Source organism: Mycolicibacterium neoaurum ATCC 25795 (assembly GCF_000691525.1).
GTDB lineage: Bacteria > Actinomycetota > Actinomycetes > Mycobacteriales > Mycobacteriaceae > Mycobacterium > Mycobacterium neoaurum.
In genome coordinates, this window is record NZ_JMDW01000012.1 from 113602 (window position 1) to 139157 (window position 25556).

The window sequence follows — 25556 nt, forward strand, 5'->3', positions numbered from 1 at the left end:
GCGACCGACGCGGCTGCGGCTCCACAAATCACAGGAATCAGGACGGTTCGGAGGCCCGGCGGTTCGGGTCGAACACATCGACGCCGTCGGTGCGCCAGGCTTCACGCATCGCCTCGGCGCCCTTGAGCCGCACCCAGGCCGCCTCGGTGGGGGTGATCGGCGTCGCCTGCAGCACGGTCACCGCCGACAACGGCTCCCCCAGCTCGATATCGGCAACCGGGCCGGCACTCAACAGGAATGCCGTGAACGGCGCGGCCTCGAACAGCGGACCGCTCAGATCGATCAGCGCGTCGGGTTCGAGCACCAGACCCTCGACCGCGGGGGCTGCGGCGAGTATGGCGATGGACTTTGCCAACCCGACCGGGCTGGGCGGGCGCAACGACACCATTACCTCGGCACGCGGCCCGCGCACCCCATCGGCGACCAGATCCGTCGGATCGGCCATCGGATATCGCGAACAGCCGAGCGACACATAATGGTTGACGCCAGCACCATCGGGACCGAAGCGCAGGATGTCGATCCGGTCGGCACCGAGAAACGTCACGCTGGCCTCGCCGGGATCGCCGAGCACACCGGCATCGGCGAAGTGCTCCCGCACCCCCCGGCGCACCTCGGCCAGAACGTCGGTCACTAGCCCACCGGCGGGATCGACAGATTCACCCCGGAGTCGGCATCGAAGATCAGCAGCTTGGCGGTGTCCACCGCGAGCTCGGCCTTGCCTCCCGCGCGCACCTTCGAATCCGCGGAAACCCGAGCCACGAACTCGTTCTCGCCGGTACCGGATTCGGCAGCCAGCTGCTCGAGCTGCGCCGACTTGGCCCCGGAGCCCTCGGTGCGGAAGTACAGGTACTTGTCGGCGCCCAGTGATTCGACCAGGTCGACGTCGACCTCGAAGGTGACCGCCCGGATGCGCGAGTACGTGTCGATCAACGCGGCATCGTCGAAATGCTCGGGCCGGATACCGGCGATGACGTTGCGGGGCGCGGGATGTTGCTCCAATACCCGCTGCGCCTCGTCGGAGAGCATCACCTCACCGAACGGCAGCTTGATGCCACCGTCGGTGAGCGAGGCCGGGAAGAAGTTCATCGCCGGCGAGCCGATGAACCCGGCGACGAAGAGATTGGCCGGGGTGTTGTACAGCTCTTCGGGGGTGCCGATCTGCTGCGCGACACCGGCCAGCATCACCACGACGCGATCACCGAGCGTCATCGCCTCGGTCTGATCGTGGGTGACGTAGACCGTGGTGGTGCCCAGCCGGCTCTGCAGCCGCGCGATCTCGGTCCGCATCTGCACGCGCAGCTTGGCATCGAGGTTCGACAGCGGCTCGTCCATCAGGAACGCCTTGGGGTTGCGGACGATCGCCCGGCCCATGGCAACTCGCTGCCGCTGTCCGCCGGACAGCTGGGCGGGCTTGCGGTCCAACAGGTTCGCCAGATCCAGGATCTTGGCGGTCTCCTCGACCTTGCGGTTGATCTCGTCCTTGCCGACCTTGGCCAGCGTCAGCGGGAAGGCGATGTTCTGCCGCACCGACAGGTGCGGATACAGCGCATAGGACTGGAACACCATCGCGATATCGCGATCCTTGGGCGCCTTGTCGTTGACCCGCTCGCCGCCGATGCGCAGTTCTCCGGAACTGATGTCCTCCAGGCCGGCAATCATGTTCAGCGTGGTCGACTTCCCGCACCCGGACGGCCCGACCAGGATGATGAACTCACCGTCGGCGATGGTCAGCGACAGGTCCTTGACCGCGGTGGCGCCACCGGCGTAACTCTTCGACACGTTTTCCAGCACGATTTCGGCCATGACTTACCCCTTCACCGCGCCGGAGGTCAACCCGGCCACGATCCGTCGCTGAAAGATGAGAACAAAGATGATGATCGGGATGGTGATGACCATCGCGCCCGCCGCGATGGAGCCGGTGGGCTCCTCGAACTGCGAGCTGCCGGTGAAGGTGGCGATCGCCACCGGAGCGGTGATGGCCCGCTCGGTCGCCGTCAACGACAGCGCCAGCAGCAGATCGTTCCAGGCGAAGATGAACACCAGGATGGCCGCGGTGACGATGCCCGGCGCGGCCAGCGGCGCGATCACCTTGCGGAACGCCTGGCCCGGTGTGGCGCCGTCCATCTTGGCCGCCTTCTCCAGATCCCATGGGATCTCCTTGAAGAAGGCACTCATGGTGTAGATCGCCAGCGGCAGCGCGAAGGTGATGTAGGGAATGATCAGGCCGGGCCAGGTGTCGAACAGCCCGAGGGCGCGCTCGATGTTGAAAATCGGTGTCACCAGCGAGATCTGCGGGAACATCGCGATCAGCAACGCCACCCCGACGAGCAGCTTCTTACCGGGGAAGGCCAGCCGGGCGATCGCGTAGGCGGCCATCCCACCGATGGTGACCGCGATCAGTGTGGTGATCAGCCCGATGCCGATCGAGTTGACCAATGCCGAGGTGAAGATGTTGCCCTGGAAGATCGCCTTGTAGTTGTCGAAGGTGATCTGCTCGGGGATGAACTTGCCGTCCTTGACCGACGATGTCGGCTTGAGCGACAGCGACAGGATCCACAGCACCGGGATCAGTGCGTACAGGACGACGATGACGTTGACGATCGCCCAACCGGTCGCGCGGCGGGCATTCACCTGCTCGCTCATCGGCGCGCCCCTTCCTCGTCGCTACCCGGCGCCGCGGCTCCGAAGATCTTGATGAAGATGAACGCGATGATCGCGACGCACAGGAATATCAGCACGCTGATCGCCGAGCCCAACCCGAGGTTGAATGCCTTGAAAAGGTTGTTGTAGCCCAGGATCGACACCGACCCGGTGTCATTGGCGCCACCGGTGAGCACGTAGATGTTGTCGAAGATGCGGAACGCGTCCAGGGTGCGGAACAAAAGGGCGACCAGGATTGCCGGTTTGATCAGCGGAAGGATCACCTTCGTCAGCCGCTTCCACGGCCCGGCGCCGTCCATCTGGGCCGCATTCAGCAAGTCCTGGGGCACCTGGGCCAACCCGGCCAGCAACAGCAACGCCATGAACGGCGTCGTCTTCCAGACCTCCGCCAGCACGACGATGGCCAGCGAGGGGAGCTGTTCGGTCAGCGGCGCGCTGCCGTCGGGCAGTAGATTGGCCAGATACCCCGTCCCCGGCGTCCATGCGTAGTACCAGCTGTAGGACGCCGCGACCGTGACGATGCCGTAGGGCACCAGGATCGCGGTGCGCACCGTGCCCTTGCCGAAGATGGTGCGGTGCATGACCAGTGCGAGTGCCATGCCGAGCACGAACTCGATGGCCACCGAGACGATGGTGATACCGACCGTCACCACGAAGGCCGTCCACCAGTACCGGTCGGTGAGGATGGTCTGGTAGTTGCCGAGGCCGATGAACTCGACATCATCGGGCGCGGCCAGGTTGTAGCGCTGCAGGCTGAGCCAGACCGCATAGCCGATCGGGTATGCGGTGACAGCCAGCATCAGCAACACCGCGGGGCTGATCAACCAGAACGCGAGTCGTCGCTGCGCGGCGAGGTCATCCGTGCCCGTCTTCGCGCTCACGGAATGAGCCCCTTCCCGTCGATCGCCTTCTGCACCTGTTCGGTCAGCTCGTCGGCGGTCCGCTCCGGATCGATATCGGTGATCGGGGCCAGCGTTGCCGATATCCGGGTCGACAGCGCCTGGTAGACCGGCGTCGCCGGACGCACCGCTGCGTTGGTCAGCTGTTGCCGGATGATCTCGTACTGCGGGTACTTCTGTTGGAAAGCCGGGTCGTCGTAGAGCGAGGCCCGCACCGCGGGCAGCCCGCCCTCCACCGAGGTGTAGCGCTGGTTGTCGACATTGCGCAGGCACCGGATGGCCTCGAAGGCCTCCGCCTTGTGCTGGGTGTTCTTGCCGACGGCCAGATTCAGCCCGCCGAGGGTGACCTTGGCCTGCTCACCGTCGACCATGCCGGGGAACGGGGCGAACCCGAAAACCTTCTTGCTCGCGTCGTAGGCGACGTTGAACTGTTCGTCCGATGGTGAGAAGCTGCCCGCATCGTTGATGGCACTGGTCAGCGCCGGTTCCTCGTTCAGCGGCAGGAAGGGCACGCCGCCCTTGACAGCGTTCTCCAGCATGGACGGCAACACGAACGGCCAGTTGACCTCGAGCGCAGCTTTGCCCTGTTCGAGTGCGAGCCGCGCGGTGCCCTCATCGGTCTGGGTGATCGAAGGATCCGCACCCGGGGCGGTGGCAACATCCTTGATGGTCTGCAGCGCCTTCACCGTCGCCGCGCGATGCTCCGGGGTATCGGTCAGGGTGACGGTCTGACCGTCATCGGAGAGCACCTGTCCCCCGGCGCTTTCCAGCAGCGTGTTGAACCACACGACCAGACCCTCGTACTGCTTGGCCTGCACGGCGATCCAACTGGGCCCGCCCGCGGCGTACTGCCGCTTGGCCTCGGCCACCATCTGATCCCAGGTCGCCGGTGGGGCCGGCATCAGATCGGCTCGGTACCAGAGCAATTGGGTGTTGGTGGTGATGGGCGCGGCGTACAGCTTGTCCTGCCACTTGGCGGTCTCCAACGGCCCGGGCAACGTGTTCTCGGTCGCGTCGGCCTCGGCCTGCCCGGCCGGATCGTCCGAGAGGGGAAGTGCCCAACCGGCTTCGGCGAACTCCGCGGTCCACACCACGTCGAGTGCCATCACATCCAGCGATTTGTCGTTGCCGGTGAGGCGGCGGGCCAACTGCAGGCGCTGATCGTCGGCACCCTTGGGCAAGGACACCTGCCTGATGGTGAATCTCCCGCCGAGTTGCTCATTGCATTTCTGTGCAACCGCGGTGAACGTTGCCATCTCATTGGCGGGGGTGTAATAGCTGATGACGATGCCGTCCTCGGCGGAACCACACGCCGTCATGACCGACCCGGCCGTCAATGCAGCCATCACCGCCGCACAAAGCCGTCGTGTGCGCACTACCGGCCTCCGTTTGCGTCCGATGTCGCCGCCGTTGGCGACCTGCAGGAGAAACCTCCGCGGGGCCAACGTAGAGCCACAGACGCGTACTATGCAACCACTTGCCGGGCGCGTCGGCCCATCAGATCGTCAAGCGTGCCAGCAGATCCCGCCCCTGCTCGGCACTACGCGGGTCGCACAGCACGTCATAACGGCCGGCGACGAGCTGCAGTGTCGAGCTGAAATCCCTTGTGCCGCGCGCCATTGCGTACGGAATGGCCGAGGTGATCAGACCGAAGAACACACCGGCGATAAGACCCGTGGCCAGCGCACCCCACGGACTGGGGCTGAAGAAGCCGAGGATCAGACCGATGAACAACCCCAGCCACGCCCCGGACAGCACACCACCGCCGAGCACCTTCGGCCAGGACAGCCGACCGGTGACACGCTCGACCTGCATCAGGTCGACCCCGACGATGGTCACCTGCTCCACCGGAAACTGTTGGTCGGAGAGGTAATCCACCGCGCGCTGGGCCTCGGCGTAGGTCGGGTAGGACCCGATGGGCCAACCCTTGGGCGGTGTCGGCAGCGCGGCGGGCCCGCGAGCACCCGGGTCTTGGCCTGGTCGAAGGGGACCCGTCATGACTCTGCTCTCCTCACGTAGACAAGCCGGTATGCGAACAACCCTATGCCGCTGCGCGCCATCATGGGTACCCGCGTCACGATCGGCGAATCAACACCACCACCAGCACGTACGCTACGTTTGGGGAATGACCAATCCGGGAGAGGACGCAGCCGCCACGTCGCCCACGGAGCAGGGTGCGCCGCCCGAGTCGACCGCGTCGCCGTCGGGCTCCGGATACGAGGCGCCCCCCATCGAGCGCTCCGCCGGGACCACGGACTACCCGGACTACACCCCGCCGCCCGCATACGGGTACAACCAGCCGCCCCCTGCCGCCCAACCGCCGGGTCATCCGCAGCAGGGTTACGCACCCGGATACGCAACCCCCGACTACTCGGCCACCGGATATCCGCCTCCGCCACCCGGGTACGGCGCCCCACAGGACCTCGGCGCGCCGTATCCCTCGCCGACCGGGTTCGACACCACGGCGTCCTACCCGGGCCCCGTTCCCGGCAGCTATCCCGGCCCACCGCCGGGGTTCGGCCCACCACCCATGCCGCAGGCCCAGTTCGGCGGACCGCCACCCTATGGCGGCCACGGCGGCTATCCCGCCGGCTATCCGGCGCCCTACGGCGCGCCGGTCCCGCAGAACAGCATGGCGGTCGCCTCCCTTGTCTGTTCCGGGCTGGCCGTCCCGCTGTTCTTCCTCTGCTTCATCATGGGGATTCCCGCCACCATCGCCGGCATCGTCCTGGGGATCGTCGCACTGAACCAGATCAAGAAAACCGGACAGCGCGGCAAGGAGCTCGCCATCTCCGGCATCGTCCTGGGCGGGCTGGTGCTGGCCGCCGGGATAGCGCTGGGCATCTTCATCGGCGCGCTCGCCAGCGTCTCGCCATGACCGGCGGCCATCCGTACGGTCCTCCCGACGATCCGAGCCTTCCGCCGCCGCTGCCCTCGCAGGCCTACCCGCCCGGTCCCGCGGCGCCATATCCGCCCTACCCGGGCTATCCGCCGTATGCCGGCTACCCGCCCTACCGCCCGCCGGGCACCAACGGCACGGCGATCGCCGCACTGGTCAGCGCACTGGCCGGGTTGGTCTTCTGCGGACTGCCGTCGGTGGCCGGGCTGATCCTCGGCGTGATCGCCATGCGCCAGACCAAGCGGACCGGTCAGGACGGTTACGGGCTGGCGCTGGCCGCGACGATCGTCGGTGCGCTGGCGACCATCGTCATGACGCTCGGGGTGCTGTTGTGGATCGGACTCATGGCCAGCAGCATGACCCTCGTTTGAGGCGCTAAGCGGGCGGCCGGTAAGGCTCCCCGGTGCGGGCCATCCCCGCCGCGCGGCCCTTGCCCGCCACCACCAACGCCATTTTTCGGCTGGCCTCGTCGATCATCTCGTCGTCCAGCATCACCGCCCCGCGCGCACCGCCGGCTCGCGAGGTGTGCCACGCGTAGGCCTCCAGGATCAGCTCGGCACGGTCGTAATCGGCCTGGCGTGGGCTGAACAATTCGTTGCCCGCGGTGATCTGATCGGGATGCAGCACCCATTTACCGTCGTAGCCCAGGGCAGCGGACCGACCCGCGACGCGACGGAAGCCCTCGACATCGCGCACCTTCACGTACGGGCCGTCGATGGCGTTGATGCCGTGCGCGCGGGCGGCCACCAGGATCGTCATCAGCACATGGTGGTGCGCATCGCCGATGTCGTAACCGTCGGGCTGCCCACCGACCTCGAGGGTCCGCATGTTCAGGCTGGCCGCCATGTCACCGGGGCCCAGCACCAGGGCCTGCACCCGCGGTGCGGCGGCGATCGCGTTGATGTTGACCAAGCCCTTGGCGTCCTCGATCTGCGGTTCGATACCGATGCGTCCGACGGGCAGGTCATGCGTCCGCTCCAGCTGAGTCAGCAGCAGATCCAGGGCATGGACGTGGGTGGCGTCGGAGACCTTGGGCAGCACGATGAGATCGAGCTGCGCGCCCGCACCGGCGACGACCTCGATCACATCGGCATGCGTCCACGGCGTGGTCCAGTCGTTGACCCGCACCCCGCGCAGCGCCTGATCCGACCAACCGGGCTCGGCCAGCGCGGCGGCCACCCGCGAGCGCGCCGCGGCCTTGGCGTCGGCCGCGACCGCATCCTCCAGGTCCAGAAACACCTGGTCGGCGGCGAGCGTCTTGGCCTTCTCGATCATTTTGTCGCTGCTACCCGGAACGGACAGGCAGGTTCGGCGGGGGCGATACAGGTTGTCCACGGCTCAAGTCTCTACGCTTTGTCCCATGGTTGCGGTCACCCGGGTGTATGCGGCCCGCCTTGCGGGCATGGTCGTGCTGGGCCCGGACGGCGAATCCGTCGGGCGGGTCCGCGACATCGTGGTGAGCATCAGCATCGTCCGTCAGCAGCCGCGCGTTCTCGGCCTTGTCGTCGAATTGCTCACCCGCAAAAGGATTTTCGTGCCGATCTTGCGCGTCACCGCGATCGAACCGGGCACCGTGACGCTGTCCACCGGAAACGTCTCACTGCGCAGATTCTCCCAGCGGCCCGGTGAGGTGCTGGCGCTGGGCCAGGTGCTGGAAACCCGCGTCCGGGTCGACGATCCCGACCTGGAGCAGTTGGCCGGTATGGACGTCGTCGTCGTCGATCTGGGCATCGAGCAGACCCGCACCAGGGACTGGATGGTCACCAAGGTGGCCGTCCGCCCGCAACGCCGGCTCGGCCGACGGAGCAATGTCTATTCGGTGGACTGGAAGCACGTGCACGGTCTGACGCCATCCGGTCTGGCGATGCCGGATCAGGGTGTCGCGCAGCTGCTCGAACAGTTCCAGGGTCAACGCCCGGTCCAGGTCGCCGACGCGATCCGGGATCTGCCGGCCAAACGGCGGTTCGAAGTCGTCAACGCACTCGATGACGAGCGACTGGCCGATGTGCTCCAGGAATTGCCCGAAGACGAGCAGGCCACCGTGCTGCGACAGCTCAAGACCGACCGCGCCGCCGACGTTCTGGAGGCGATGGATCCCGATGACGCCGCCGACCTGTTGGGGTCGATGGCCCCCGCCGACGCCGAACAGTTCCTGCGCCGGATGGATCCCGAGGATTCCGAGGACGTCCGACGTCTGCTCAGCCACTCGCCGAACACCGCCGGTGGTCTGATGACCTCCGAGCCGGTGGTGTTGGCACCCGATACCACCGTCGCCGAGGCGCTGGCCCGGGTCCGCGATCCGGATCTCACGCCGGCGCTTGCCTCCCTGGTGTTCGTGGTGCGTCCGCCGACGGCCACGCCGACCGGCCGCTATCTGGGTTGTGTCCACCTGCAGCGGTTACTGCGCGAACCGCCCGCGGCTCTGGTCAGCGGCATCGTCGACACCGATCTGCCGAGCCTGCGCCCCGACGAGCCGCTCGGCGCACTGACCCGGTACTTCGCCGCCTACAACCTGGTGTGCGGGCCGGTGGTGGACGAGGAGAACCATCTATTGGGTGCGGTGTCGGTCGACGACGTGCTGGACCACCTGCTGCCCGATGACTGGCGCGAGCACGAGGGCGAACCGGTGATCATGACGGACTCCGCGACATGAGCCGGGCCGACACCGCCCCGTCCGGGAAGGCCGCCGGATGAGCGACTCCGCACGCCAGCGCCTCGACACCCCACGCCGATCACGCTCACTTCGCCCCCGCTTCGATGTCGAGGCGGTGGGGCGCGTCAGCGAGAGCATCGCGCGATTCCTGGGCACCGGTCGCTATCTGGCCATCCAGACCATCGTGGTGATCGTCTGGATCCTGTTGAACGTCGGCGCTTTTGCCTGGCAGTGGGATCCGTATCCGTTCATCCTGCTCAACCTGGCCTTCTCCACCCAGGCGGCCTACGCCGCACCGCTGATCCTGCTGGCCCAGAACCGACAGGAGAACCGGGACCGGGTGTCGTTGGAGGAAGACCGCCGCCGTGCCGAGCAGACCAAGGCCGATACCGAGTACCTGGCCCGGGAGCTGGCGGCGCTGCGGCTTGCCGTCGGCGAGGTGGTCACCCGCGACTACATGCGCCGCGAGTTGGAGGACCTGCGCGACATGCTGGTCGAACTGGTGCCGCCCAAACCGAAGAAGAACAAGGGCAAACGGGCGCTGGCCGACCACGCCGAAGCCGACGGTTCCGACGAATCCGAACAGGATCAGTGAACCCATTGGCCCACCACGCCGACCTCGCAATGGGTATGGTGACCTGGTTCACAACGGTCGGGTAACGGATTTAGGACGGTTGAGTGGCAAAACGGGGAAGCGCCGCCCTCGCAGCGGCGCGGCGCCGCACTGATCAGGCGCTCCGGTCCGTGGCCGATTCGGCTCCCAGCTCACGCGGGTTGTTGGGTGTCGCCGTGCTCGCCCCGCTGGTGCTGACGCTCGGCGTCGGCGCGTCAGGGCCATCGGTGAAACCCGTGCTGGAAGCCACCGTCACGCCGCTGGCCGCGGTGGTGCCCACCCCGGACGAAAGTGCCGGCGCTGTCGTGGTTCCCGTCTACCGGGCGCCGCGGCCGTTCCAGACCGCGGGCACCGCGCTGACCGCTCCCCCGCCCGCCGCGGTGGTCAGCTCGCCGGGAAGCCTGCGGATCCCGACGGTCGCCCTCAACGCCTACCGCAACGCCGAACGCATGATGGCCACTGCCGCACCGAACTGCGGGATGAGCTGGAATCTACTGGCCGGGATCGGCCGCATCGAGTCCATGCACGCCAGCAACGGCGCCACCGACATCAACGGCACCGCGGTGCGGCCCATCCTCGGCCCGGCGTTGGACGGCTCACTGCCCGGCAACGAGGTCATCGTGCAGAGCCGCAACAACGACCGGATCACCTATGCCCAGGCGATGGGCCCGATGCAGTTCCTGCCGGGCACCTGGTCGCGGTACGCCTCCGACGGCAACGGTGACGGCAAGGCCGAGGTGCAGAATCTCTTCGACGCCACCCTGGCCGCGGCCCGCTACCTGTGCAGCGGCGGACTGAACATGCGTGATCAGAGCCAGGTGATGACGGCGATCCTGCGTTACAACAACTCCGTGGCCTATGCCCGCAACGTGCTGGGTTGGGCGGCGGCCTACGCCACCGGGGTGGTGCCGGTGGATCTGCCGCCGATCACCGGCTCGGTGCCACAGTTGCGTGACGCGAACGTCCACCTGGCAACCAACGCCGAGGGGCTCGGACCGGGCCTGCCGCTCAATGCGCTGGGATTGCCGTCGACCGATCCGATGGCCGTGATGCCGTTCTTCGATCTGGGACGGTCCAACGTCGCCGACCGGTTGCCCGTGCCGCCAGGGCCGGATCAGCCTGCGGCCGTGCCGAATTGCGCGGTCTTCTGCATCGGGGAGAACAAGCCCGCCCCGGCGGCGCCGTTCAACCCGTTCGCCCCGCCCCCGCCGGCGGCACCGTTCAACCCGTTCGCCCCGCCCCCGCCGGCCGCTCCGGTCAATCCGTTCGCGCCGCCGCCGGTCGCGCCGCCCGCGCCGTTCAACCCGTTCGCGCCACCGCCGGCGCCTGCCCCCGTCGCGCCGGTGCTCCCGGCAGCGCTGGGTCCGGCTCCGGGCCCCGCGCCCGGTCCCGCAGCCTGAGCCACCGTCGTAACCGACCGACGACTCGGCCCGGCGGTCCGATGGTCGACGACAGCGGCCTAGACTCGGTGGCAATGTCCTCGACACATACCGACCTGGAAGCCGCGGTGCGCGCCGCGCTGAGCAAGGTCGTCGACCCCGAACTGCGCCGTCCGATCACCGAGGTCGGCATGGTCAAGAGCGTCAGCATCGCCGACGACCACTCCGTCGCCGTCGAGATCTATCTGACCACCTCGGCCTGCCCGAAGAAGACCGAAATCGTGGACAAGGTCACCGCCGCGGTGGCCGATGTGCCCGGTACCGGCACGGTCACCGTCGCCCTCGACGTGATGAACGACGAACAGCGCGCCGAGTTACGCAAGCTGCTCCGCGGCGATTCTCGCGAGCCGGTCATCCCGTTCGCCCAGCCGAACTCGCTGACCCGGGTCTACGCCGTCGCCTCCGGCAAGGGCGGTGTCGGCAAGTCCAGCGTCACGGTGAACCTGGCCGCCGCGCTCGCCGCACGCGGGCTGCAGGTCGGTGTCCTCGACGCCGATATCTACGGCCATTCGGTGCCACGGATGATGGGCATCGTCGATCGACCCACCCAGGTCGACTCGATGATCCTGCCGCCGATCGCCCATGACGTGAAGGTCATCTCGATCGCGATGTTCACCCAGGGCAACACGCCGGTGGTGTGGCGCGGCCCGATGCTGCACCGGGCACTGCAACAGTTCCTCGCCGATGTCTACTGGGGCGATCTGGACGTCCTACTGCTCGATCTGCCGCCCGGCACCGGTGACATCGCGATCTCGGTGTCCCAGCTGATCCCCGGCGCGGAGATCCTGGTCGTCACCACCCCGCAGTCCGCGGCCGCCGAGGTCGCCGAACGTGCCGGTGCCATCGCCCTTCAGACCCGCCAACGCATCGTCGGCGTGGTCGAGAACATGGCCGGCCTGACACTGCCGGACGGCACCGTCATGCAGGTGTTCGGTGAGGGCGGCGGCCGGCAGGTCGCCGAGTCACTCACCCGCTCGGTCGGTGCCGAGGTCCCGCTGCTGGGGCAGGTGCCGCTGGAACCCGAGCTGGTGTCCGCAGGTGATACCGGGGTGCCGCTGGTGTTGTCGGCCCCCGATTCGCCGGCAGGCAGGGAACTGCGCAAGGTCGCCGACGCGCTCGGTGCGCGCAAGCGCGGACTGGCAGGTATGTCGCTGGGGCTGGACCCGGCCGGACGCTAGCCCGAAACTCAGGTTGCGTCCGCGTCGAACCTGGTGGGTCCGGGTTCGCGCGGCGTCGGCGGGGTCTCCGGGACGGCCGGCGTGGGCGCGTCGGGAGATACCGGCTTGACCGGCTTGTCGAAATTGCCGGTCAGGAACGAGTCGTCACCATCGAGCAGATGCTTTGTCAGCGCGGCCCGCGGCGTCATACCGCGAAGCTTCTGCAACTCGCTCAACGGTTGACGCAGGTCGTCGAACTCGGGGCCGAGGTCCTCGCGCAGTTGGTTGGTGGCGCCACTGAGGTATTCACGGGCCTGGCGCACCGCGTTGGAGGTCCACCGGATCGCTCCGGGCAACCGTTCCGGGCCGAGGATGACCAGACCGGCCACCACCAGGATGAGCATCTCGCCCCAGCCGACATTGGCGAACATCTCAGGCCGTGCCGTCGCCGATCGGCGTGACGGTCAACGTGACCGGACGCCCGTCACGCAGCACCTCGACGGGGGCGGGTTCGCCGATCTTCAGCTGACGGACCGCGACGACGAACTCATCGGCGTCGGCCACCTTCCGGTTGCCGATCTTGATCACCACATCATTCTCCAGGATGCCCGCCCGCTCGGCAGGTCCGCCGGCCTTGACGTTGGCGATCTGGGCTCCGGAGGCCAGGTCGTTGCTGACCGAACGCGCCGTCAGGCCCAGCGACGGGTGCTCGATCTTGCCCGCCTCGATCAGCTTCTGCACGACATCCTTGACCTCGTTGACCGGAATGGCGAAGCCCAGGCCACTGGCGCTGTCGGACAACGACTTTCCTGCCGTGTTGATGCCGATGACCTCGGCGTTCATATTGATCAGCGGGCCACCGGAGTTGCCGTGGTTGATCGAGGCGTCGGTCTGCACGCCGTCGATCACGGTATCGGTGTCCGAACCGTCGCCGGACAGCGGCAGCGGCCGGTGCAAAGCGCTGATGATGCCGCTGGTGACGGTGCTGCGCAGGCCCAGCGGCGCACCGGCGGCGATGACTTCCTCGCCGACCTGGAGCTTCTCTGAGTCACCGAGCCTGGCCACGGTCAGGTTGTCGACGTTGTCGACCTTGAGCACCGCGAGGTCGGTCTTGGGATCCCGGCCGACGAGGTTGGCCGGCACCGACTTGCCGTCGTTGAACACGACGAACATCTTGAACTTGGCCGGGTTCTTGGCGGCCTCGGAGATGACGTGGTTGTTGGTCACGATGTAACCGCGGCCGTCGACCACCACACCGGATCCCTGCGATCCCGACTGATCGCTGGTGGCCTCGATGGTGACCACCGAATCGGCCACCGCGGCAGCCACCTCGGCGAGTCGGCCCGCCGGTTCTGCGGGCAGGTCGCTGGTCTCCAGGGTGACCTTGGAGGTGGTGAAGGCCTCGACCACCTCGGCGGTCTTGTTGCCGACCAGACCGCCCAGCGCGCCGATCAGCAGGGCGATCAACGCCAGGATCACCAGCGCGACGACCGAGACCTTGCGACCGAAGAGAACGTCGCGCACTCCGAGCTTGCCCTGGGGTGCCTGCACCACCACGGGTGCGGAAGCCACCACGGCCGGTGCACCGAGGGCCGCGGCCGCGGCCGGGTCCCGCCACGGGTCGGGGGTGTCGTCCTCATCGGAGAGGTTCTCGGCCTCCAACGCACCGGCGTCGGCGGGATGGCGTTGCAGCGACTCGCCGCCGGAATACGGCCGGCCGAAGGCCTCTGCCAGCACCGGATCGGGGTTCAGGCTCTTGGGGGTGTACTCCCCCTGATCGATGTGCTTGTCCGCACCGAGGAACGAGCCGGACACACCGGCGGGGCGACCGAAGGCACGTTGCGAGGCCGGATCCACCGGCGGACGCGACACCGGGCGCGGGGCCAACCGAGGGTTGTTACCCGATTCGTCCTTGTTGCTCACCCGTACATCACTCCCCGGTCACAGCACGCATCCGAGATGGGACGCGCGACTACTGGTCTCGATTGCAACCCTACCGGCGCTTACGGCGCGCCCTGGCGACGCCGTCTGCGACGCGCTGGGGGTCGTCATGGGACGGCTGCTCCGGTGCATCCCGGTCCGGGATTTGGGACAACAGGCCGAGCAGCGAGCTGGGCATCGCGATATGGCAGGAATCGCGTAATGCGGTACGAGCCTGGCGCTGGGCTTCGACCTCGTCGGCGCACATCGGGCACAGCGAGAGGTGATGACCGGCGCGCAGATGGGCCGTCATCCGCAGTTCCCCGTCGACGAAGGCGGCAATGGCCTCGGGCGAGAGATGCTCGGTGGAGCCGAACCGGCGCGGGCCGACCGGGGCGCTGCTCTGCGACGCGAACTGGGTGGGCAGCCAGGAGAACGCGCGACGGAACACATCTCCGGGATCGGCCATCGCCCCGCTCCTTCCGGATCGCCGCGTCGTCACACCGACAACACTCATCTGAATGTAGCGCGGCACGCCGCGGCGCACACCTACGACAGCTCAGGCCGATGCGCTCAGCTGGTCGGAGTTCTTGGCCAGATGCTCACGGAGAGCCTGTCGGCCACGGTGGATACGGCTGCGGACGGTGCCGAGCTTCACCCCGAGGGTGGCACCGATCTCCTCGTACGACAGACCCTCGATATCGCAGAGCACGACGGCGGCACGGAACTCCGGCGGCAGTGAGTCCAGCGCTGCCTGCAAATCCGGGCCCAGTCGCGAATCGTGGTAGATCTGCTCGGGGTTCGGATCCTCGGCGGGCACCCGGTCATAGTCCTCGGGCAGCGCCTCCATGCGGATGCGGGTGCGGCGCCGGACCATGTCGAGGAACAAGTTGGTGGTGATGCGGTGCAACCAACCTTCGAACGTGCCGGCCTGATAGTTGTGCACCGAGCGGAAGACCCTGATGAAGGTCTCCTGGGTCAGGTCCTCGGCGTCCTGCTGGTTGCCGGAAAGGCGGTAGGCCAGCCGGTAGACGCGGTCGGCGTGTTGGCGCACCAGCTCATCCCAGGACGGCATGGCCGCCTTGTCGCCGGTGGCGTCGAACACCGCGGTGCCGGTCAGCTCGTCGGAGGGCTCGACCCAGTCGCCGTCGGTGAACTGCTCCAGATGGGGCATCGTGACGGGGCTGGCAGCCGGGCTGCTCGTGGTGCTGGTTGAAGCGGTGATCGGATCCTCCAAATCGAGATGGCAGGCGGACGTCTGCTCGTTGCTAGGGGAAACGTGGCCGGTGTCGGCCGTATTCCGAAGTCGCAAGCTGTCGCCGTGTTCCATGCGTAGTACGTTCTCCCGCCGGGGTGTGCCAGGCATATGAGCAAACTGAACAATTCCTGAGAAAGCAGATACCCCCGGCGCAACCAGGCAAAACGGGCACATTTTCGATGTGATCTGCGCATCGGGGGCGGGCGTGTCGGCAGGAGTCTGAGCACCGCTGCTCTACGCTGCGGGCATGGCCAGCACCGACGACGCCGCCCAGTCGATCGTCTCGCACGCGGAGGCGTCGATCACCGAGGACGCGGTCACCGCCGCGGCCCGCGAGCGCGCCGTGGACAGCGGGGCCGGCGCCGTCACCCCCGCGGTCGGTGCCCTGCTGTCGGTGCTGGCGCGGTTGACCGGAGCCAAGGCCGTTGTCGAGGTGGGCACCGGTGCGGGCGTCAGCGGGTTGTGGCTGTTGGCCGGTATGCGCGAGGACGGGGTGCTGACCACCATCGACGTCGAGCCCGAGTACCAGCGCCTTGCCAAGCAGGCGTTCACCGAAGCGGGCGTCGGCGCCTCCCGCACGCGGCTGATCGGCGGCCGCGCCCAAGAGGTGCTGACCCGGCTGGCCGACGAGTCCTACGACCTGGTCTTCATCGACGCCGCGCCGGCCGATCAGCCCCAGTTCGTCGCCGAGGGCGTACGCCTGCTGCGCGCCGGTGGGGCGATCGTGGTGCATCGCGCGGCACTCGGCGGGCGGGCCGGTGATGCGTCGGCCAATGACGCCGAGGTCAGCGCGGTCCGCGAGGCGGCCAGGCTGATCGCCGAGGACGAGCGCTTCACCCCGGTGCTCATACCGCTCGGTGACGGACTGCTCGCCGCCGCCCGCGACTGACCCTTCTCCCGCGAGCAGACGCAGAACTGCCGAAAACCTCGCATTTTCGGCAGTTCTACGTCTGCTCGCGGTGTTATCCACAGGACGACGGAGCCCGGCCTTTGTTTGGCGCGTCACCGAGGCCAGCATCACTCCATGGCCATCGAGGATGTCATCGCCGCACACGGTGGCCTGGCGACTGCCCGACAGCTGCTCGAAGCAGCGTCACACCGCGCCATCGCCAATCGGCTGCGAAAAGGGCTGATCTTTCGCGCGGCCTATGGCGTCTACTCGCTCACCCCGCCTGACACCCGAATGCGTCTGGCCGCACTGGAATTGGCTTCCGAGGCCCGGATCGTGGGCTGTTTGCACACTGCCGCCGAGTTATACGGCTTCGATACCGATCACGACCACCGCCTGCACATCCTCGACCCCGGTGTACGCATACGGCCGACGCGTGAGCTCGCCGTTCACCAGCGGGTCGGAGCGCCCCTGCGCTCGGTCTCCGGCCGGCTGCTCACCGCGCCGGGCTGGACGACGATCGAGATTGCGCGCACCGTCCGGCGGCAACGCGCGCTCGGGGTGCTGGATGCCGCTCTGCGTTCGGGTGCCTGTGACCACACCGCGCTGTCGACGGCCCTCGAGGAGCAGCGGGGACGCCGCGGGATCGTGCAGGTCCGCGAGTTGCTTCCGCTGGCCGATGCCCGCTCCGAGTCTCCGCTGGAAAGCGAAGTTCGGTTGATCCTGCACGACGGTGGCGTACCGGCACCCGAGCTGCAGTTCGAGATCGTCGACCTCCACGGCAGGTTATGGCGCGTTGATTTCGCCTGGCCTTCCGCGCATTTGGCGGTGGAGTACGAAAGCATGGACTGGCATGTCAGTGCAGCCGCACTCCGGCACGATCGAATGAAAGTGGCACGGCTGCAGGAGTGCGGATGGACTTCGATGCCGATCGTGATCGATGACGTCCGACGCCATCCGGCAGAGCTGATCGCCCGCATCTTCGGACATCTCGATCGGGCTCGCCACGCTGGCTGAGCAGACGTAGAACTGCCGCTGAACACCGGAAATGCGCAGGTTTACGTCTGCTCGCGGGCGAACCTTGACCACGGCCTGAACGGGCGTTTAATGTATTGAACATGCGTTCAAGCGAGGACCTGACCACCGCGGCCCGCATCCGCGACGCGGCGATCGAGCAGTTCGGCACGCACGGGTTCACCACCGGGGTCCGCGCCATCGCCGCCGCGGCCGGCGTCAGTCCCGGCCTGGTGATCCACCACTTCGGTTCCAAGGACGGCCTGCGCAAGGCATGCGATGACTACATCGCCGAGTACATCCGCACCGCCAAATCCGAGTCCATCCAGTCCTCGGACCCGGCCACCTGGCTCGCCCAGATGGCCGAGATCGAGGAATACGCACCGCTGATGGTCTACCTGGTGCGCAGCATGCAGACCGGCGGCGACCTGGCCAAGGCGTTCTGGCAGCGGATGCTCGACAACACCGAGCAGTACCTCGACGACGGGGTGCGCGCAGGCACCATCAAACCCAGTGACGACCCCAAGGCACGGGCACGATTCCTCGGCATGCTCGGCGGCGGCGGATTCCTGCTCTACCTCCAGTTACACGACAACCCCACCGATATCCGCGCGGTGCTGCGCGATTACGCCGAGGACATGGTGTTACCCGCCCTGGAGATCTACACCCGCGGCCTGCTGACCGATTCCACCATGTATGACGCCTTCATCTCCCAACGCCGACAAGGCATCCCGTTCAGCCACCCCTCCGAAGGGAGTCAGTGATGACCGATGCAGTACAGATCCAGGGACTGACGAAGCGGTTCGGCCGCAGCATCGCACTCGATGGCTTGGACCTGACGGTGGCGCCGGGTGAAGTCACCGGATTCCTCGGCCCGAACGGCGCAGGGAAATCGACGACCATCCGGGTGCTGCTCGGCCTGTTGCGCGCGGACGGCGGACACGTCCGACTGCTCGGCGGCGACCCTTGGCGCGATGCCGTCGCCCTGCACCGGCGCATCGCCTATGTCCCCGGTGATGTCACATTGTGGCCCAACCTCACCGGCGCACAGGCGATCGATTTCCTGGCCCGGCTGCGCGACGGCGCGGTCGACACCCGGCGCCGCGATGAGCTCATCGAACGCTTCGAACTCGACCCACACAAGGTGGCGCGCACCTACTCCAAGGGCAACCGGCAGAAGGTCGCCATCGTCGCCGCGTTCTGCGCCGATGCCGAGCTCTATATTCTCGACGAGCCGACCTCGGGGTTGGACCCGTTGATGGAGAAGAACTTTCAGCAATGCGTGGCAGAAGCCGCCGATCGCGGCGCGGCGGTGCTGCTGTCCAGCCACATCCTGGCCGAGGTCGAGCAGCTCTGTGACACCGTCACGATCATCAGAGCCGGAAAAACGGTGCGCTCCGGCTCACTGGCCGACCTGCGCCATCTGATGCGCACGACGGTCACCGCACGTACCCGTACCGCGGGCACCGGGTGGGCGGACCTGCCGTTCGTCCACGACTTCGCCGAGCACGACGGGCAGGTCAGCTTCTCGGTCGATCGCGCCGACCTGGACATCGCCATGGCACACCTCACCGGACTGGGCATCACCGAGCTGCAGGTCGCCGCGGCGTCATTGGAAGACCTGTTCATGCGTGAGTATCAGGCGGCCAGCTGATGGACGCCGTCATCGAGCCCACCGGCCGCCATACCGCGACCGGGTCACTGACGGGTGTCACCACGCTGCTGCGACTTGCCCTGCGCCGTGATCGGATTCGGCTGACGGTGTGGATCGTGCTGCTGACCGCACTGCCGGCCTACACCCCCGCTGCGTTGGCCATGACCTACCCGGACCACGAACAACGGTTGGCCCGCATCGAGTTGATGCAGACCCCCGCCGGAATCATGCTCAGCGGTCCGATGTTCGGGACCGACCACACCGCGCTGGGCGCGATGATCGCCAACGAGCTGATGCTCACCCTCATCATCGCGACCTCGATTCTGGCCATCCTCACCGTGATCCGACACACCCGTGCCGAGGAGGAGGACGGGGTCGCCGAACTGGTGCAGTCCGCGGTGGTGGGACGCCACGCCCGCACGGTCGCGGCACTGCTGCTGGTCACCGCCACCAATGCCGTGCTCACGCTCACCATGACCGCCGCGCTGACCCTCAACGGCCTCGGAGTGGCCGACAGCGCGGCGTTCAGCCTCGGCATCTGTGTCACGGCAGTGGTTTTCGGCTCGCTCGCCGCCGTCACCGCCCAACTCTGGCGGCAGTCGCGGACCGCCACCGGTGCCGCCATGGGCGGGTTGGCGGCCGCCACCCTGATCCGCGGCGTCGGTGACGTCATCAACCATTCGGGCAGCGCAATGAGCTGGCTGTCCCCCATCGCCTGGGCTCAGCAGATGAGGTCTTTCGTCGAACTGCGTTGGTGGCCGCTGGCGATGCTGATGGTGCTGGCCGCCGCCCTGATCACCGGGGCGCTGGCACTCGAGGGCCGTCGCCAGTACGACGCGGGCATCATCACCTCGACCGGTGAGCGTCCCCGTGCCAGGACCATCCCGAATCTGTTCGTGCTGAACCTCCTTCTGCACCGGGGTCAACTCGTCGGCTGGGGTGTCGCACTGTTCCTGGCCGGATTGACGTTCGGATCGATGACCCGGTCGCTGCTCGACGCGGCCCGCGGCAATGAACTGCTGGCCCGCATGTTGGCCGACGCCGGCGCCGACGGTGCCTACACCACAATGACGCAGTTCCTGGCCGCCGCCACAGGCGCCTTCGTGGTTGCCACCGTGCTGCGCATCCACACCGACGAACAGCGCGGTCTGGCCGAGCCGGTCCTGGCGGCATCGGTATCGCGCTGGGCCTGGCTGCTCAGCGCGGTGGCCGCGACACTGGTCAGCACCACCGTCCTACTGGCAGCCGCCGGACTGGGTAACGGTCTGGGCGCCGGCATCGCGACCGGTGCGCCGGCCGAGGTCTGGCGACTGACCGGCGCTGCACTGGCGCAGCTGCCCGCGATGGCGGTTTTGGCCGGGATCGCCGCGCTTGCCGCGGCGTTGCGGCGACCGCTGATCGGCTGGCTCGCTGTGGGTTTCGTGGTGGTGGCGCTGTATCTCGGAGCACTGTTGCGGCTGCCCCGATGGCTTGTCGATCTCTCCCCGGTGGGGCAGACGACTGCACCCACAGAGGTGCCCACTCTCGCCCTTACCGTCATGACGGTCGTGGCGGTCGGGTTCACCGTGGCCGCCGGTTATGTCTATCGCCGAAGGGATGCCGCATGAGATTCGCGATACAGACGTGTGCGGGCCTGCTGTTCTTCGCCGCCGTACTGTTCTGGCCCGCAGGGACATTCGACTATTGGCAGGCCTGGGTGTTTCTCGCGGTGTTCGTGGCCACGACCACACTGCCGAGCATCTATCTGGCCGTGCGCTACCCGGAGGCACTGGCCCGTCGCATGCAGGCCGGCCCGACCGCCGAAACCCGCCCCGCCCAACGCATCATCATGTCGCTGATCCTTGTGCTGGTGACCGTGACATTCGTGCTGTCCGCGTTGGATCACCGGTTCGGTTGGTCCTCGGTACCGGTATGGCTTGTCATCGGCGGCAACGTCCTGGTCGCGGTCGGGCTGGGCATCGCGCAACTGGTCGTCGTACAGAACAACTACGCCGCGGCGACCGTGCGGGTGGAAGCCGATCAACCGCTGGTCTCGACCGGGCTTTACGGCAGGGTGCGGCACCCGATGTACACCGGCGCCGCGATCATGATGCTGGGCACGCCGCTTGCGCTGGACTCGCTGTGGGGTCTGCTGGGCGTCGCGGCAGCGGCACCGGTGATCGTCGCCCGCATCCGTGACGAGGAGCAGATGCTCACCACCGAGCTCGCCGGATACGGCGATTACATGGCGACGGTCCGGTTCAGGCTGATTCCGCACGTGTGGTGAGCGTCGATACAGTTGTCCGCATGGCAGACAGAGCATGTCCGGGCAGCGGCAAGAAGTGGACGGTCGACATCGCCGGTAAGCCGATCTGCCCGAAATGCCGTCGCTCACTGGCCACGGTGGCGGGCCGTGGCCGCAAGATCACGGACCTGCCCGAGGTGCCGCGGCACGACAAGCCCGCTCGCGCAGCACGGACGGCGAACTAGTCACCGATGGCGGCGAGCCGACACCCGTTGCGGCCGGCCGCCTTCGCCTCGTACATCGCCCGGTCGGCGACAAGCAGGAGTTCCTCTGCGTCGTCCGCTGCCCCGCCGATGGCGATCCCGACGCTCAGACCGACAGCCCCGGTCCAGTCGCCGACCGTCATCGGGGCCGACGCGGTGTCGATGAGCCTGCGTCCCAGTGCCATTGCGGATTCGGGTAGCGGTGCGTCACACAGGATGACAACGAACTCGTCACCGCCTCGGCGCGCCACCGTATCGCCGGTCCGCACGCCGGCAACCAGGCGCTTCGCCACGGTGGTCAGGACGATATCGCCAGCGCTGTGCCCGAGCTGGTCATTGACCTGCTTGAACCCGTCCAGATCGATACAAAGCAGTGCGAACGGTGTGGCGCGTGCGATGCGTTCGGCGAGACGTTGGTAGAGCAGCGCCCGGTTCGGCAGGCCGGTCAGCGGGTCATGGGAGGCGTTGTGCACCAATTGTTTTTCGAGCTCTTTACGGCGCGACGTGTCGCGCACCGACACCACGTAGCCGTCACGCTCACCGGTGCCGGTGTCCCGGGTGACGCGGACGAATGCCTCGATCCACACCCAGCTGCCGTCCTTGTGCCGCATCCGGTGCTCGGTGGTGAAGCTGTCGACCTCGCCCTCTCGCATCGCCAGCATCTTGCGGCCGAACGCGCCGACGTCTTCGGGGTGGGTGATGTCGCTGGCCCGTCGACCGACCAACTCGTTGGCCTCGTAGCCCAGCAGCGAGCGGATCGAGGGTGAGACGTAGCGGCGGATGCCGTCCATGCTGCCGCGGATGAGCGTGTCCGCCGAGTTCTCGGCGACCAGCCGGTACAGGCTCGCGGCGGCCGCCAGCTGAAGGTGCTGGGCGGCCAACGATCCGAACGTCTCGAGCTGGTCCCGCAGATCTGCGGTGATGGTGCGCGGCCGCGGGTCGGCGACCCAGAGCGCGCAGTCGACCGTCGTATCGACAACCACCGGCACGGCGGCGACGAACCTGGCCTCACCCAGCGCGCTCGGCACCGGAAACCCCTGGCGACGGGCGTCGTCGAGGAACACCGCGCTCGGTGGGATATCGGTCCGGTCGCCGAGCACCATCGCCTGCCGGCAATCCAGTGCCGTCCGGACCGTTCGGCAGAGCGTATCGAGGAACGACGCGCCGCGGTCGCTCAGATCCACACACCCTTGCCGACGGCCACCACGCCACCGGCACTGATGGAGAAGCGCTCGCGGTCCTTGTCGAGGTCGACACCGACCATCTCGCCGGGACCGACGACGACGTTCTTGTCCAGAATCGCTCGACGTACGACCGCGCCGCGGCCGATGCGCACTCCGGGCATCAGGACGCTGCCCTCGACGATGGCACCGTCGTCGATGGCCACGTTCGACGAGAGCACCGAGTTACGCACCGACGCCGCGGAAATGATGCTGCCCGCGCCGACCACCGATTCCTGAGCGGAACCGCCGTTGACGAATTTGGCGGGTGCCAGGTTCTCCGAGCCGCCGCGGATCGGCCAGCGCTTGTTGTACAGGTTGAACACCGGATGCACCGACACCAGGTCCATGTGGGCGTCGTAGAACGCGTCCAGGGTGCCGACGTCACGCCAGTAGCCGTGGTCACGTTCGGTGGCGCCGGGAACCTCGTTGTCATCGAAGTCGTAGACAGAGGCCATCCCGTCGGCGACGAGCCGCGGAATGATGTCCCCGCCCATGTCATGGTCGGAGTGGTCATCGTCGGCATCGGCGCGGATCGCGTCGATCAGCACCTTGGTGGTGAAGATGTAGTTGCCCATCGAGACGAAGGTCTGCTCCGGATCATCCGGGGTGCCGGGCGGATCGGCGGGCTTCTCGACGAAGGCGCGGATGCGCCCCGAGTCGTCGGCATCGATGCAACCGAAGGCCGAGGCCTCCGACCGGGGCACCCGGATACCGGCCACGGTGGCACCGGCTCCGCTCTCGATGTGGTGCTGGACCATCTGCTCGGGATCCATCCGATACACGTGATCGGCACCGAAGATGACGATGTAGTCGGGATCCTCGTCGTAGATCAGGTTCATGGACTGGTAGATCGCATCCGCCGAGCCGGTGTACCACCGCGGACCCAGCCGCTGCTGCGCCGGGACGGGGGTGATGTACTCGCCGGCCAGACCCGACAGCCGCCAGTTCTGCGAGATGTGCCGGTCCAGCGAATGCGACTTGTATTGCGTCAGAACACAGATCCGCAGGTAACGGGCATTCACCAGATTCGACAGCACGAAGTCGATGAGCCGGTAGGAACCTCCGAACGGCACCGCCGGCTTCGCCCGGTCCGCCGTCAACGGGTAAAGGCGCTTACCCTCCCCCCCAGCCAGGACGATGCCCAGCACGTGTGGCGCTTCCCTCATGGTCCCAACCTATCGGGCATACCGCGGTGCGGCTAGCCAATCGCCCGAACAACAGGCTGCATGTCAAGGTGTTTGGGGCCGCCACGATGTCCAGAAAGCGCACAGGGGTGCGCCGGTCCGCCCCTGCCCGTTACCGTGCACACCATGCGGGTGGCGATGATGTCTCGGGAGTATCCGCCGGAGATCTACGGTGGAGCCGGTGTGCATGTGACGGAGCTGGTCTCGCAGTTGCGCCGATTGTGCGATGTGGACGTGCACTGTATGGGTGCCCCGCGCGATACCGCGATCGTCGCCCAGCCGGATCCTGCACTGCAGTCGGCCAATCCCGCGCTGTCCACGCTATCGGCCGATCTGGTGATGGCCAACGCGGCCGCCTCGGCGACGGTGGCGCATTCGCACACCTGGTACACCGGCATGGCCGGGCATCTCGCGGCGCTGCTGCACGGTATTCCGCATGTGCTGACCGCCCATTCGCTGGAACCGATGCGGCCATGGAAGGCCGAGCAGCTCGGTGGCGGATACCGGGTGTCCTCTTGGGTGGAGCGCACCGCCGTCGAGGCCGCCGACGCCGTGATCGCCGTGAGCTCCGGGATGCGCAACGACGTCCTGGCCACCTACCCGGCACTGGACCCCGATCGGGTACACGTGGTGCGCAACGGGATCGATACCGCGGTCTGGTACCCGGCGGCGCCCGAACCGGGCGCCTCGGTGCTCGCCGAACTCGGTGTCGACCCGTCCCGCCCGATCGTGGCCTTCGTCGGGCGCATCACCAGGCAGAAGGGCGTGGCCCACCTGGTCGCCGCCGCCCACAAGTTCGATCCCGCCATTCAGCTGGTGCTGTGCGCGGGGGCGCCGGATACCCCCGAGATCGCCGCCGAAGTCAGCGCGTCGGTGCAGGAACTGGGCGCCGCGCGATCCGGCGTGTTCTGGGTGCGCGAGATGCTTCCGGTACCCAAGATCCGCGAAATTCTCTCGGCATCAGCCGTTTTCGTCTGCCCGTCGGTCTACGAGCCGCTGGGTATCGTCAACCTGGAGGCGATGGCCTGCGGAACCGCCGTCGTTGCATCCGATGTCGGCGGTATCCCCGAGGTCGTCGCCGACAACAGCACCGGGCTGCTGGTCCACTACGACGCCGGGGACGCCCGAGGGTTCGAGGACGGCTTGGCCCACGCGGTCAACGCGCTCGTCGCCGATCCCGAGCGCGCCCGCGGCTACGGTGCAGTCGGTCGACAGCGGTGCATCGAGGAATTCTCCTGGGCGCAGATCGCCGAGCAGACGCTTCGCATCTACCAGGCTGTATCGCGCTGACCAGCGGTCAGCGCGATACCGAAGGCGTTGCCTAGCTGGTGACGCCCTTGAGTTCGTCGCCGAGGGCGGCCGCCTCGTCAGGGGTCAGCTCGACAACGAGCCGTCCACCCCCTTCCAGTGGTACCCGCATCACGATGCCGCGCCCCTCCTTGGTCGCTTCCAATGGACCGTCTCCAGTCCGGGGCTTCATCGCCGCCATCGTGTGCTCCCTCCGCGTGAGCCGGCCCGCCGTGAAACGGACCCGATCAAGACCGGCGTGTGCCGGCACAGAATTGCCAGTGAACTCATCCTATTGTTCCCTATCGCGACGGCGCGG

Annotated in this window: 28 protein-coding genes; 14 read left to right on the top strand and 14 right to left on the bottom strand. The window is 67.4% G+C overall.

Annotated elements, in window-relative coordinates; translation table 11 throughout:
* Positions 1–37: 37 nt before the first annotated feature.
* From IC40_RS0118150 to IC40_RS0118175, 6 genes are all read right to left on the bottom strand, one after another.
* Entirely contained in the window at positions 38–631 is a 594-nt protein-coding gene (locus IC40_RS0118150) for a suppressor of fused domain protein (protein ID WP_030136116.1), read from the bottom strand.
* A complete protein-coding gene (locus IC40_RS0118155) occupies positions 631–1803 on the bottom strand; it encodes an ABC transporter ATP-binding protein (protein WP_030136117.1) in 1173 nt (390 codons plus the stop codon). Before IC40_RS0118155 ends, IC40_RS0118150 begins: the two co-directional genes overlap by 1 nt.
* Positions 1804–1806: 3 nt before the next feature.
* Entirely contained in the window at positions 1807–2643 is an 837-nt protein-coding gene (locus tag IC40_RS0118160; protein WP_030136118.1) for a carbohydrate ABC transporter permease, read from the bottom strand.
* On the bottom strand, positions 2640–3542 hold the full coding sequence (locus IC40_RS0118165) for a carbohydrate ABC transporter permease (protein WP_030136119.1): 903 nt from the start codon (positions 3540–3542) through the stop codon (positions 2640–2642). Before IC40_RS0118165 ends, IC40_RS0118160 begins: the two co-directional genes overlap by 4 nt.
* Entirely contained in the window at positions 3539–4936 is a 1398-nt protein-coding gene (locus IC40_RS0118170; protein ID WP_030136120.1) for an ABC transporter substrate-binding protein, read from the bottom strand. Before IC40_RS0118170 ends, IC40_RS0118165 begins: the two co-directional genes overlap by 4 nt.
* Positions 4937–5057: 121 nt before the next feature.
* Positions 5058–5558, bottom strand: a complete 501-nt coding sequence (locus IC40_RS0118175; RefSeq protein WP_019510461.1) for a YflT domain-containing protein — start codon at positions 5556–5558, stop codon at positions 5058–5060.
* A 127-nt stretch (positions 5559–5685) separates the two neighbouring features.
* Between IC40_RS0118175 and IC40_RS0118180 the strand changes: the two genes are divergently transcribed.
* Together IC40_RS0118180 and IC40_RS0118185 are read left to right on the top strand one after the other, a co-directional pair.
* Positions 5686–6438 (top strand): DUF4190 domain-containing protein, encoded by a 753-nt coding sequence (locus tag IC40_RS0118180; protein WP_030136121.1) that lies wholly within the window; start codon positions 5686–5688, stop codon positions 6436–6438.
* Positions 6435–6830 carry a DUF4190 domain-containing protein gene (locus IC40_RS0118185; RefSeq protein ID WP_030136122.1) on the top strand — a complete coding sequence of 132 codons (396 nt, stop codon included), beginning with the start codon at positions 6435–6437 and terminating at the stop codon, positions 6828–6830. The genes IC40_RS0118180 and IC40_RS0118185 overlap by 4 nt, the downstream gene beginning before the upstream one ends.
* 4 nt (positions 6831–6834) lie before the next feature.
* On the opposite strand, the gene IC40_RS0118190 is transcribed toward IC40_RS0118185, so the two are convergent.
* The gene (locus IC40_RS0118190) at positions 6835–7794 is read right to left on the bottom strand and encodes an HpcH/HpaI aldolase/citrate lyase family protein (RefSeq protein WP_081843483.1); all 960 of its coding nucleotides are present in this window, start codon (positions 7792–7794) and stop codon (positions 6835–6837) included.
* A 25-nt stretch (positions 7795–7819) separates the two neighbouring features.
* On the opposite strand from IC40_RS0118190, the gene IC40_RS0118195 reads away from it, so the two are divergent.
* From IC40_RS0118195 to IC40_RS0118210, 4 genes are all read left to right on the top strand, one after another.
* On the top strand, positions 7820–9112 hold the full coding sequence (locus IC40_RS0118195) for a magnesium transporter MgtE N-terminal domain-containing protein (RefSeq protein WP_030136124.1): 1293 nt from the start codon (positions 7820–7822) through the stop codon (positions 9110–9112).
* Positions 9113–9149: 37 nt separating this feature from the next.
* Positions 9150–9707, top strand: a complete 558-nt coding sequence (locus IC40_RS0118200) for a DUF1003 domain-containing protein (RefSeq protein ID WP_030136125.1) — start codon at positions 9150–9152, stop codon at positions 9705–9707.
* Between the two features lie 149 nt (positions 9708–9856).
* The gene (locus IC40_RS0118205) at positions 9857–11125 is read left to right on the top strand and encodes a lytic transglycosylase domain-containing protein (protein WP_051644375.1); all 1269 of its coding nucleotides are present in this window, start codon (positions 9857–9859) and stop codon (positions 11123–11125) included.
* 74 nt (positions 11126–11199) lie between these two features.
* Entirely contained in the window at positions 11200–12342 is a 1143-nt protein-coding gene (locus IC40_RS0118210) for an Mrp/NBP35 family ATP-binding protein (RefSeq protein ID WP_030136127.1), read from the top strand.
* A gap of 8 nt (positions 12343–12350) precedes the next feature.
* Here the strand turns inward: IC40_RS0118210 and tatB are convergent, their stop codons facing one another.
* The 4 genes from tatB to sigE all read right to left on the bottom strand — a co-directional run bounded on the left by tatB (position 12351) and on the right by sigE (position 15571).
* A complete protein-coding gene (tatB, locus tag IC40_RS0118215; RefSeq protein WP_030136128.1) occupies positions 12351–12752 on the bottom strand; it encodes a Sec-independent protein translocase protein TatB in 402 nt (133 codons plus the stop codon).
* Between the two features lies 1 nt (position 12753).
* A complete protein-coding gene (htrA, locus tag IC40_RS0118220; protein WP_030136129.1) occupies positions 12754–14244 on the bottom strand; it encodes a serine protease HtrA in 1491 nt (496 codons plus the stop codon).
* A gap of 70 nt (positions 14245–14314) precedes the next feature.
* Positions 14315–14710 carry an anti-sigma E factor RseA gene (gene rseA / locus IC40_RS0118225; RefSeq protein ID WP_030136130.1) on the bottom strand — a complete coding sequence of 132 codons (396 nt, stop codon included), beginning with the start codon at positions 14708–14710 and terminating at the stop codon, positions 14315–14317.
* Between the two features lie 90 nt (positions 14711–14800).
* Positions 14801–15571, bottom strand: coding sequence for an RNA polymerase sigma factor SigE (gene sigE, locus IC40_RS0118230; protein WP_030136131.1), 771 nt, complete (start codon positions 15569–15571; stop codon positions 14801–14803).
* A gap of 175 nt (positions 15572–15746) precedes the next feature.
* Between sigE and IC40_RS0118235 the strand changes: the two genes are divergently transcribed.
* The 7 genes from IC40_RS0118235 (at position 15747) to IC40_RS0118265 (ending at position 21525) form a co-directional block, all read left to right on the top strand.
* Positions 15747–16388, top strand: coding sequence for an O-methyltransferase (locus IC40_RS0118235; RefSeq protein WP_030136132.1), 642 nt, complete (start codon positions 15747–15749; stop codon positions 16386–16388).
* 135 nt (positions 16389–16523) lie between these two features.
* Entirely contained in the window at positions 16524–17405 is an 882-nt protein-coding gene (locus IC40_RS0118240; protein WP_030136133.1) for a type IV toxin-antitoxin system AbiEi family antitoxin, read from the top strand.
* Between the two features lie 101 nt (positions 17406–17506).
* Complete coding sequence (locus tag IC40_RS0118245) at positions 17507–18166, top strand: TetR/AcrR family transcriptional regulator (protein WP_030136134.1); 660 nt, start codon at positions 17507–17509, stop codon at positions 18164–18166.
* On the top strand, positions 18166–19056 hold the full coding sequence (locus IC40_RS0118250) for an ABC transporter ATP-binding protein (RefSeq protein WP_030136135.1): 891 nt from the start codon (positions 18166–18168) through the stop codon (positions 19054–19056). The genes IC40_RS0118245 and IC40_RS0118250 overlap by 1 nt, the downstream gene beginning before the upstream one ends.
* Positions 19056–20663 (top strand): ABC transporter permease, encoded by a 1608-nt coding sequence (locus IC40_RS0118255; RefSeq protein WP_042509893.1) that lies wholly within the window; start codon positions 19056–19058, stop codon positions 20661–20663. Before IC40_RS0118250 ends, IC40_RS0118255 begins: the two co-directional genes overlap by 1 nt.
* Positions 20660–21322, top strand: coding sequence for a methyltransferase family protein (locus tag IC40_RS0118260; protein ID WP_030136137.1), 663 nt, complete (start codon positions 20660–20662; stop codon positions 21320–21322). Before IC40_RS0118255 ends, IC40_RS0118260 begins: the two co-directional genes overlap by 4 nt.
* Positions 21323–21342: 20 nt before the next feature.
* Positions 21343–21525, top strand: coding sequence for a hypothetical protein (locus tag IC40_RS0118265; RefSeq protein ID WP_030136138.1), 183 nt, complete (start codon positions 21343–21345; stop codon positions 21523–21525).
* On the opposite strand, the gene IC40_RS0118270 is transcribed toward IC40_RS0118265, so the two are convergent.
* Together IC40_RS0118270 and glgC are read right to left on the bottom strand one after the other, a co-directional pair.
* On the bottom strand, positions 21522–22727 hold the full coding sequence (locus IC40_RS0118270; protein WP_051644376.1) for a diguanylate cyclase domain-containing protein: 1206 nt from the start codon (positions 22725–22727) through the stop codon (positions 21522–21524). The two genes, IC40_RS0118265 and IC40_RS0118270, sit on opposite strands and share 4 nt — an antisense overlap.
* Entirely contained in the window at positions 22718–23932 is a 1215-nt protein-coding gene (gene glgC, locus IC40_RS0118275; RefSeq protein ID WP_030136140.1) for a glucose-1-phosphate adenylyltransferase, read from the bottom strand. Before glgC ends, IC40_RS0118270 begins: the two co-directional genes overlap by 10 nt.
* A gap of 144 nt (positions 23933–24076) precedes the next feature.
* Between glgC and glgA the strand changes: the two genes are divergently transcribed.
* Positions 24077–25240 (top strand): glycogen synthase, encoded by a 1164-nt coding sequence (gene glgA / locus IC40_RS0118280; protein WP_030136141.1) that lies wholly within the window; start codon positions 24077–24079, stop codon positions 25238–25240.
* Positions 25241–25271: 31 nt separating this feature from the next.
* On the opposite strand, the gene IC40_RS26590 is transcribed toward glgA, so the two are convergent.
* Positions 25272–25439 carry a DUF3117 domain-containing protein gene (locus IC40_RS26590; protein ID WP_003406247.1) on the bottom strand — a complete coding sequence of 56 codons (168 nt, stop codon included), beginning with the start codon at positions 25437–25439 and terminating at the stop codon, positions 25272–25274.
* Positions 25440–25556: the final 117 nt, after the last annotated feature.

Excerpts from the sequence above, each read along its gene's own strand:
- IC40_RS0118155 (WP_030136117.1), bottom strand. The coding sequence starts at position 1,803 with ATGGCCGAAATCGTGCTGGAAAACGTGTCGAAGAGTTACGCCGGTGGC.
- IC40_RS0118160 (WP_030136118.1), bottom strand. The coding sequence starts at position 2,643 with ATGAGCGAGCAGGTGAATGCCCGCCGCGCGACCGGTTGGGCGATCGTC.
- IC40_RS0118175 (WP_019510461.1), bottom strand. The coding sequence starts at position 5,558 with ATGACGGGTCCCCTTCGACCAGGCCAAGACCCGGGTGCTCGCGGGCCC.
- IC40_RS0118180 (WP_030136121.1), top strand. The coding sequence starts at position 5,686 with ATGACCAATCCGGGAGAGGACGCAGCCGCCACGTCGCCCACGGAGCAG.
- IC40_RS0118185 (WP_030136122.1), top strand. The coding sequence starts at position 6,435 with ATGACCGGCGGCCATCCGTACGGTCCTCCCGACGATCCGAGCCTTCCG.
- IC40_RS0118195 (WP_030136124.1), top strand. The coding sequence starts at position 7,820 with ATGGTTGCGGTCACCCGGGTGTATGCGGCCCGCCTTGCGGGCATGGTC.
- IC40_RS0118200 (WP_030136125.1), top strand. The coding sequence starts at position 9,150 with ATGAGCGACTCCGCACGCCAGCGCCTCGACACCCCACGCCGATCACGC.
- IC40_RS0118210 (WP_030136127.1), top strand. The coding sequence starts at position 11,200 with ATGTCCTCGACACATACCGACCTGGAAGCCGCGGTGCGCGCCGCGCTG.
- tatB (WP_030136128.1), bottom strand. The coding sequence starts at position 12,752 with ATGTTCGCCAATGTCGGCTGGGGCGAGATGCTCATCCTGGTGGTGGCC.
- rseA (WP_030136130.1), bottom strand. The coding sequence starts at position 14,710 with ATGGCCGATCCCGGAGATGTGTTCCGTCGCGCGTTCTCCTGGCTGCCC.
- sigE (WP_030136131.1), bottom strand. The coding sequence starts at position 15,571 with ATGGAACACGGCGACAGCTTGCGACTTCGGAATACGGCCGACACCGGC.
- IC40_RS0118235 (WP_030136132.1), top strand. The coding sequence starts at position 15,747 with ATGGCCAGCACCGACGACGCCGCCCAGTCGATCGTCTCGCACGCGGAG.
- IC40_RS0118240 (WP_030136133.1), top strand. The coding sequence starts at position 16,524 with ATGGCCATCGAGGATGTCATCGCCGCACACGGTGGCCTGGCGACTGCC.
- IC40_RS0118245 (WP_030136134.1), top strand. The coding sequence starts at position 17,507 with ATGCGTTCAAGCGAGGACCTGACCACCGCGGCCCGCATCCGCGACGCG.
- IC40_RS0118250 (WP_030136135.1), top strand. The coding sequence starts at position 18,166 with ATGACCGATGCAGTACAGATCCAGGGACTGACGAAGCGGTTCGGCCGC.
- IC40_RS0118255 (WP_042509893.1), top strand. The coding sequence starts at position 19,056 with ATGGACGCCGTCATCGAGCCCACCGGCCGCCATACCGCGACCGGGTCA.
- IC40_RS0118260 (WP_030136137.1), top strand. The coding sequence starts at position 20,660 with ATGAGATTCGCGATACAGACGTGTGCGGGCCTGCTGTTCTTCGCCGCC.
- IC40_RS0118265 (WP_030136138.1), top strand. The coding sequence starts at position 21,343 with ATGGCAGACAGAGCATGTCCGGGCAGCGGCAAGAAGTGGACGGTCGAC.
- glgC (WP_030136140.1), bottom strand. The coding sequence starts at position 23,932 with ATGAGGGAAGCGCCACACGTGCTGGGCATCGTCCTGGCTGGGGGGGAG.
- glgA (WP_030136141.1), top strand. The coding sequence starts at position 24,077 with ATGCGGGTGGCGATGATGTCTCGGGAGTATCCGCCGGAGATCTACGGT.
- IC40_RS26590 (WP_003406247.1), bottom strand. The coding sequence starts at position 25,439 with ATGGCGGCGATGAAGCCCCGGACTGGAGACGGTCCATTGGAAGCGACC.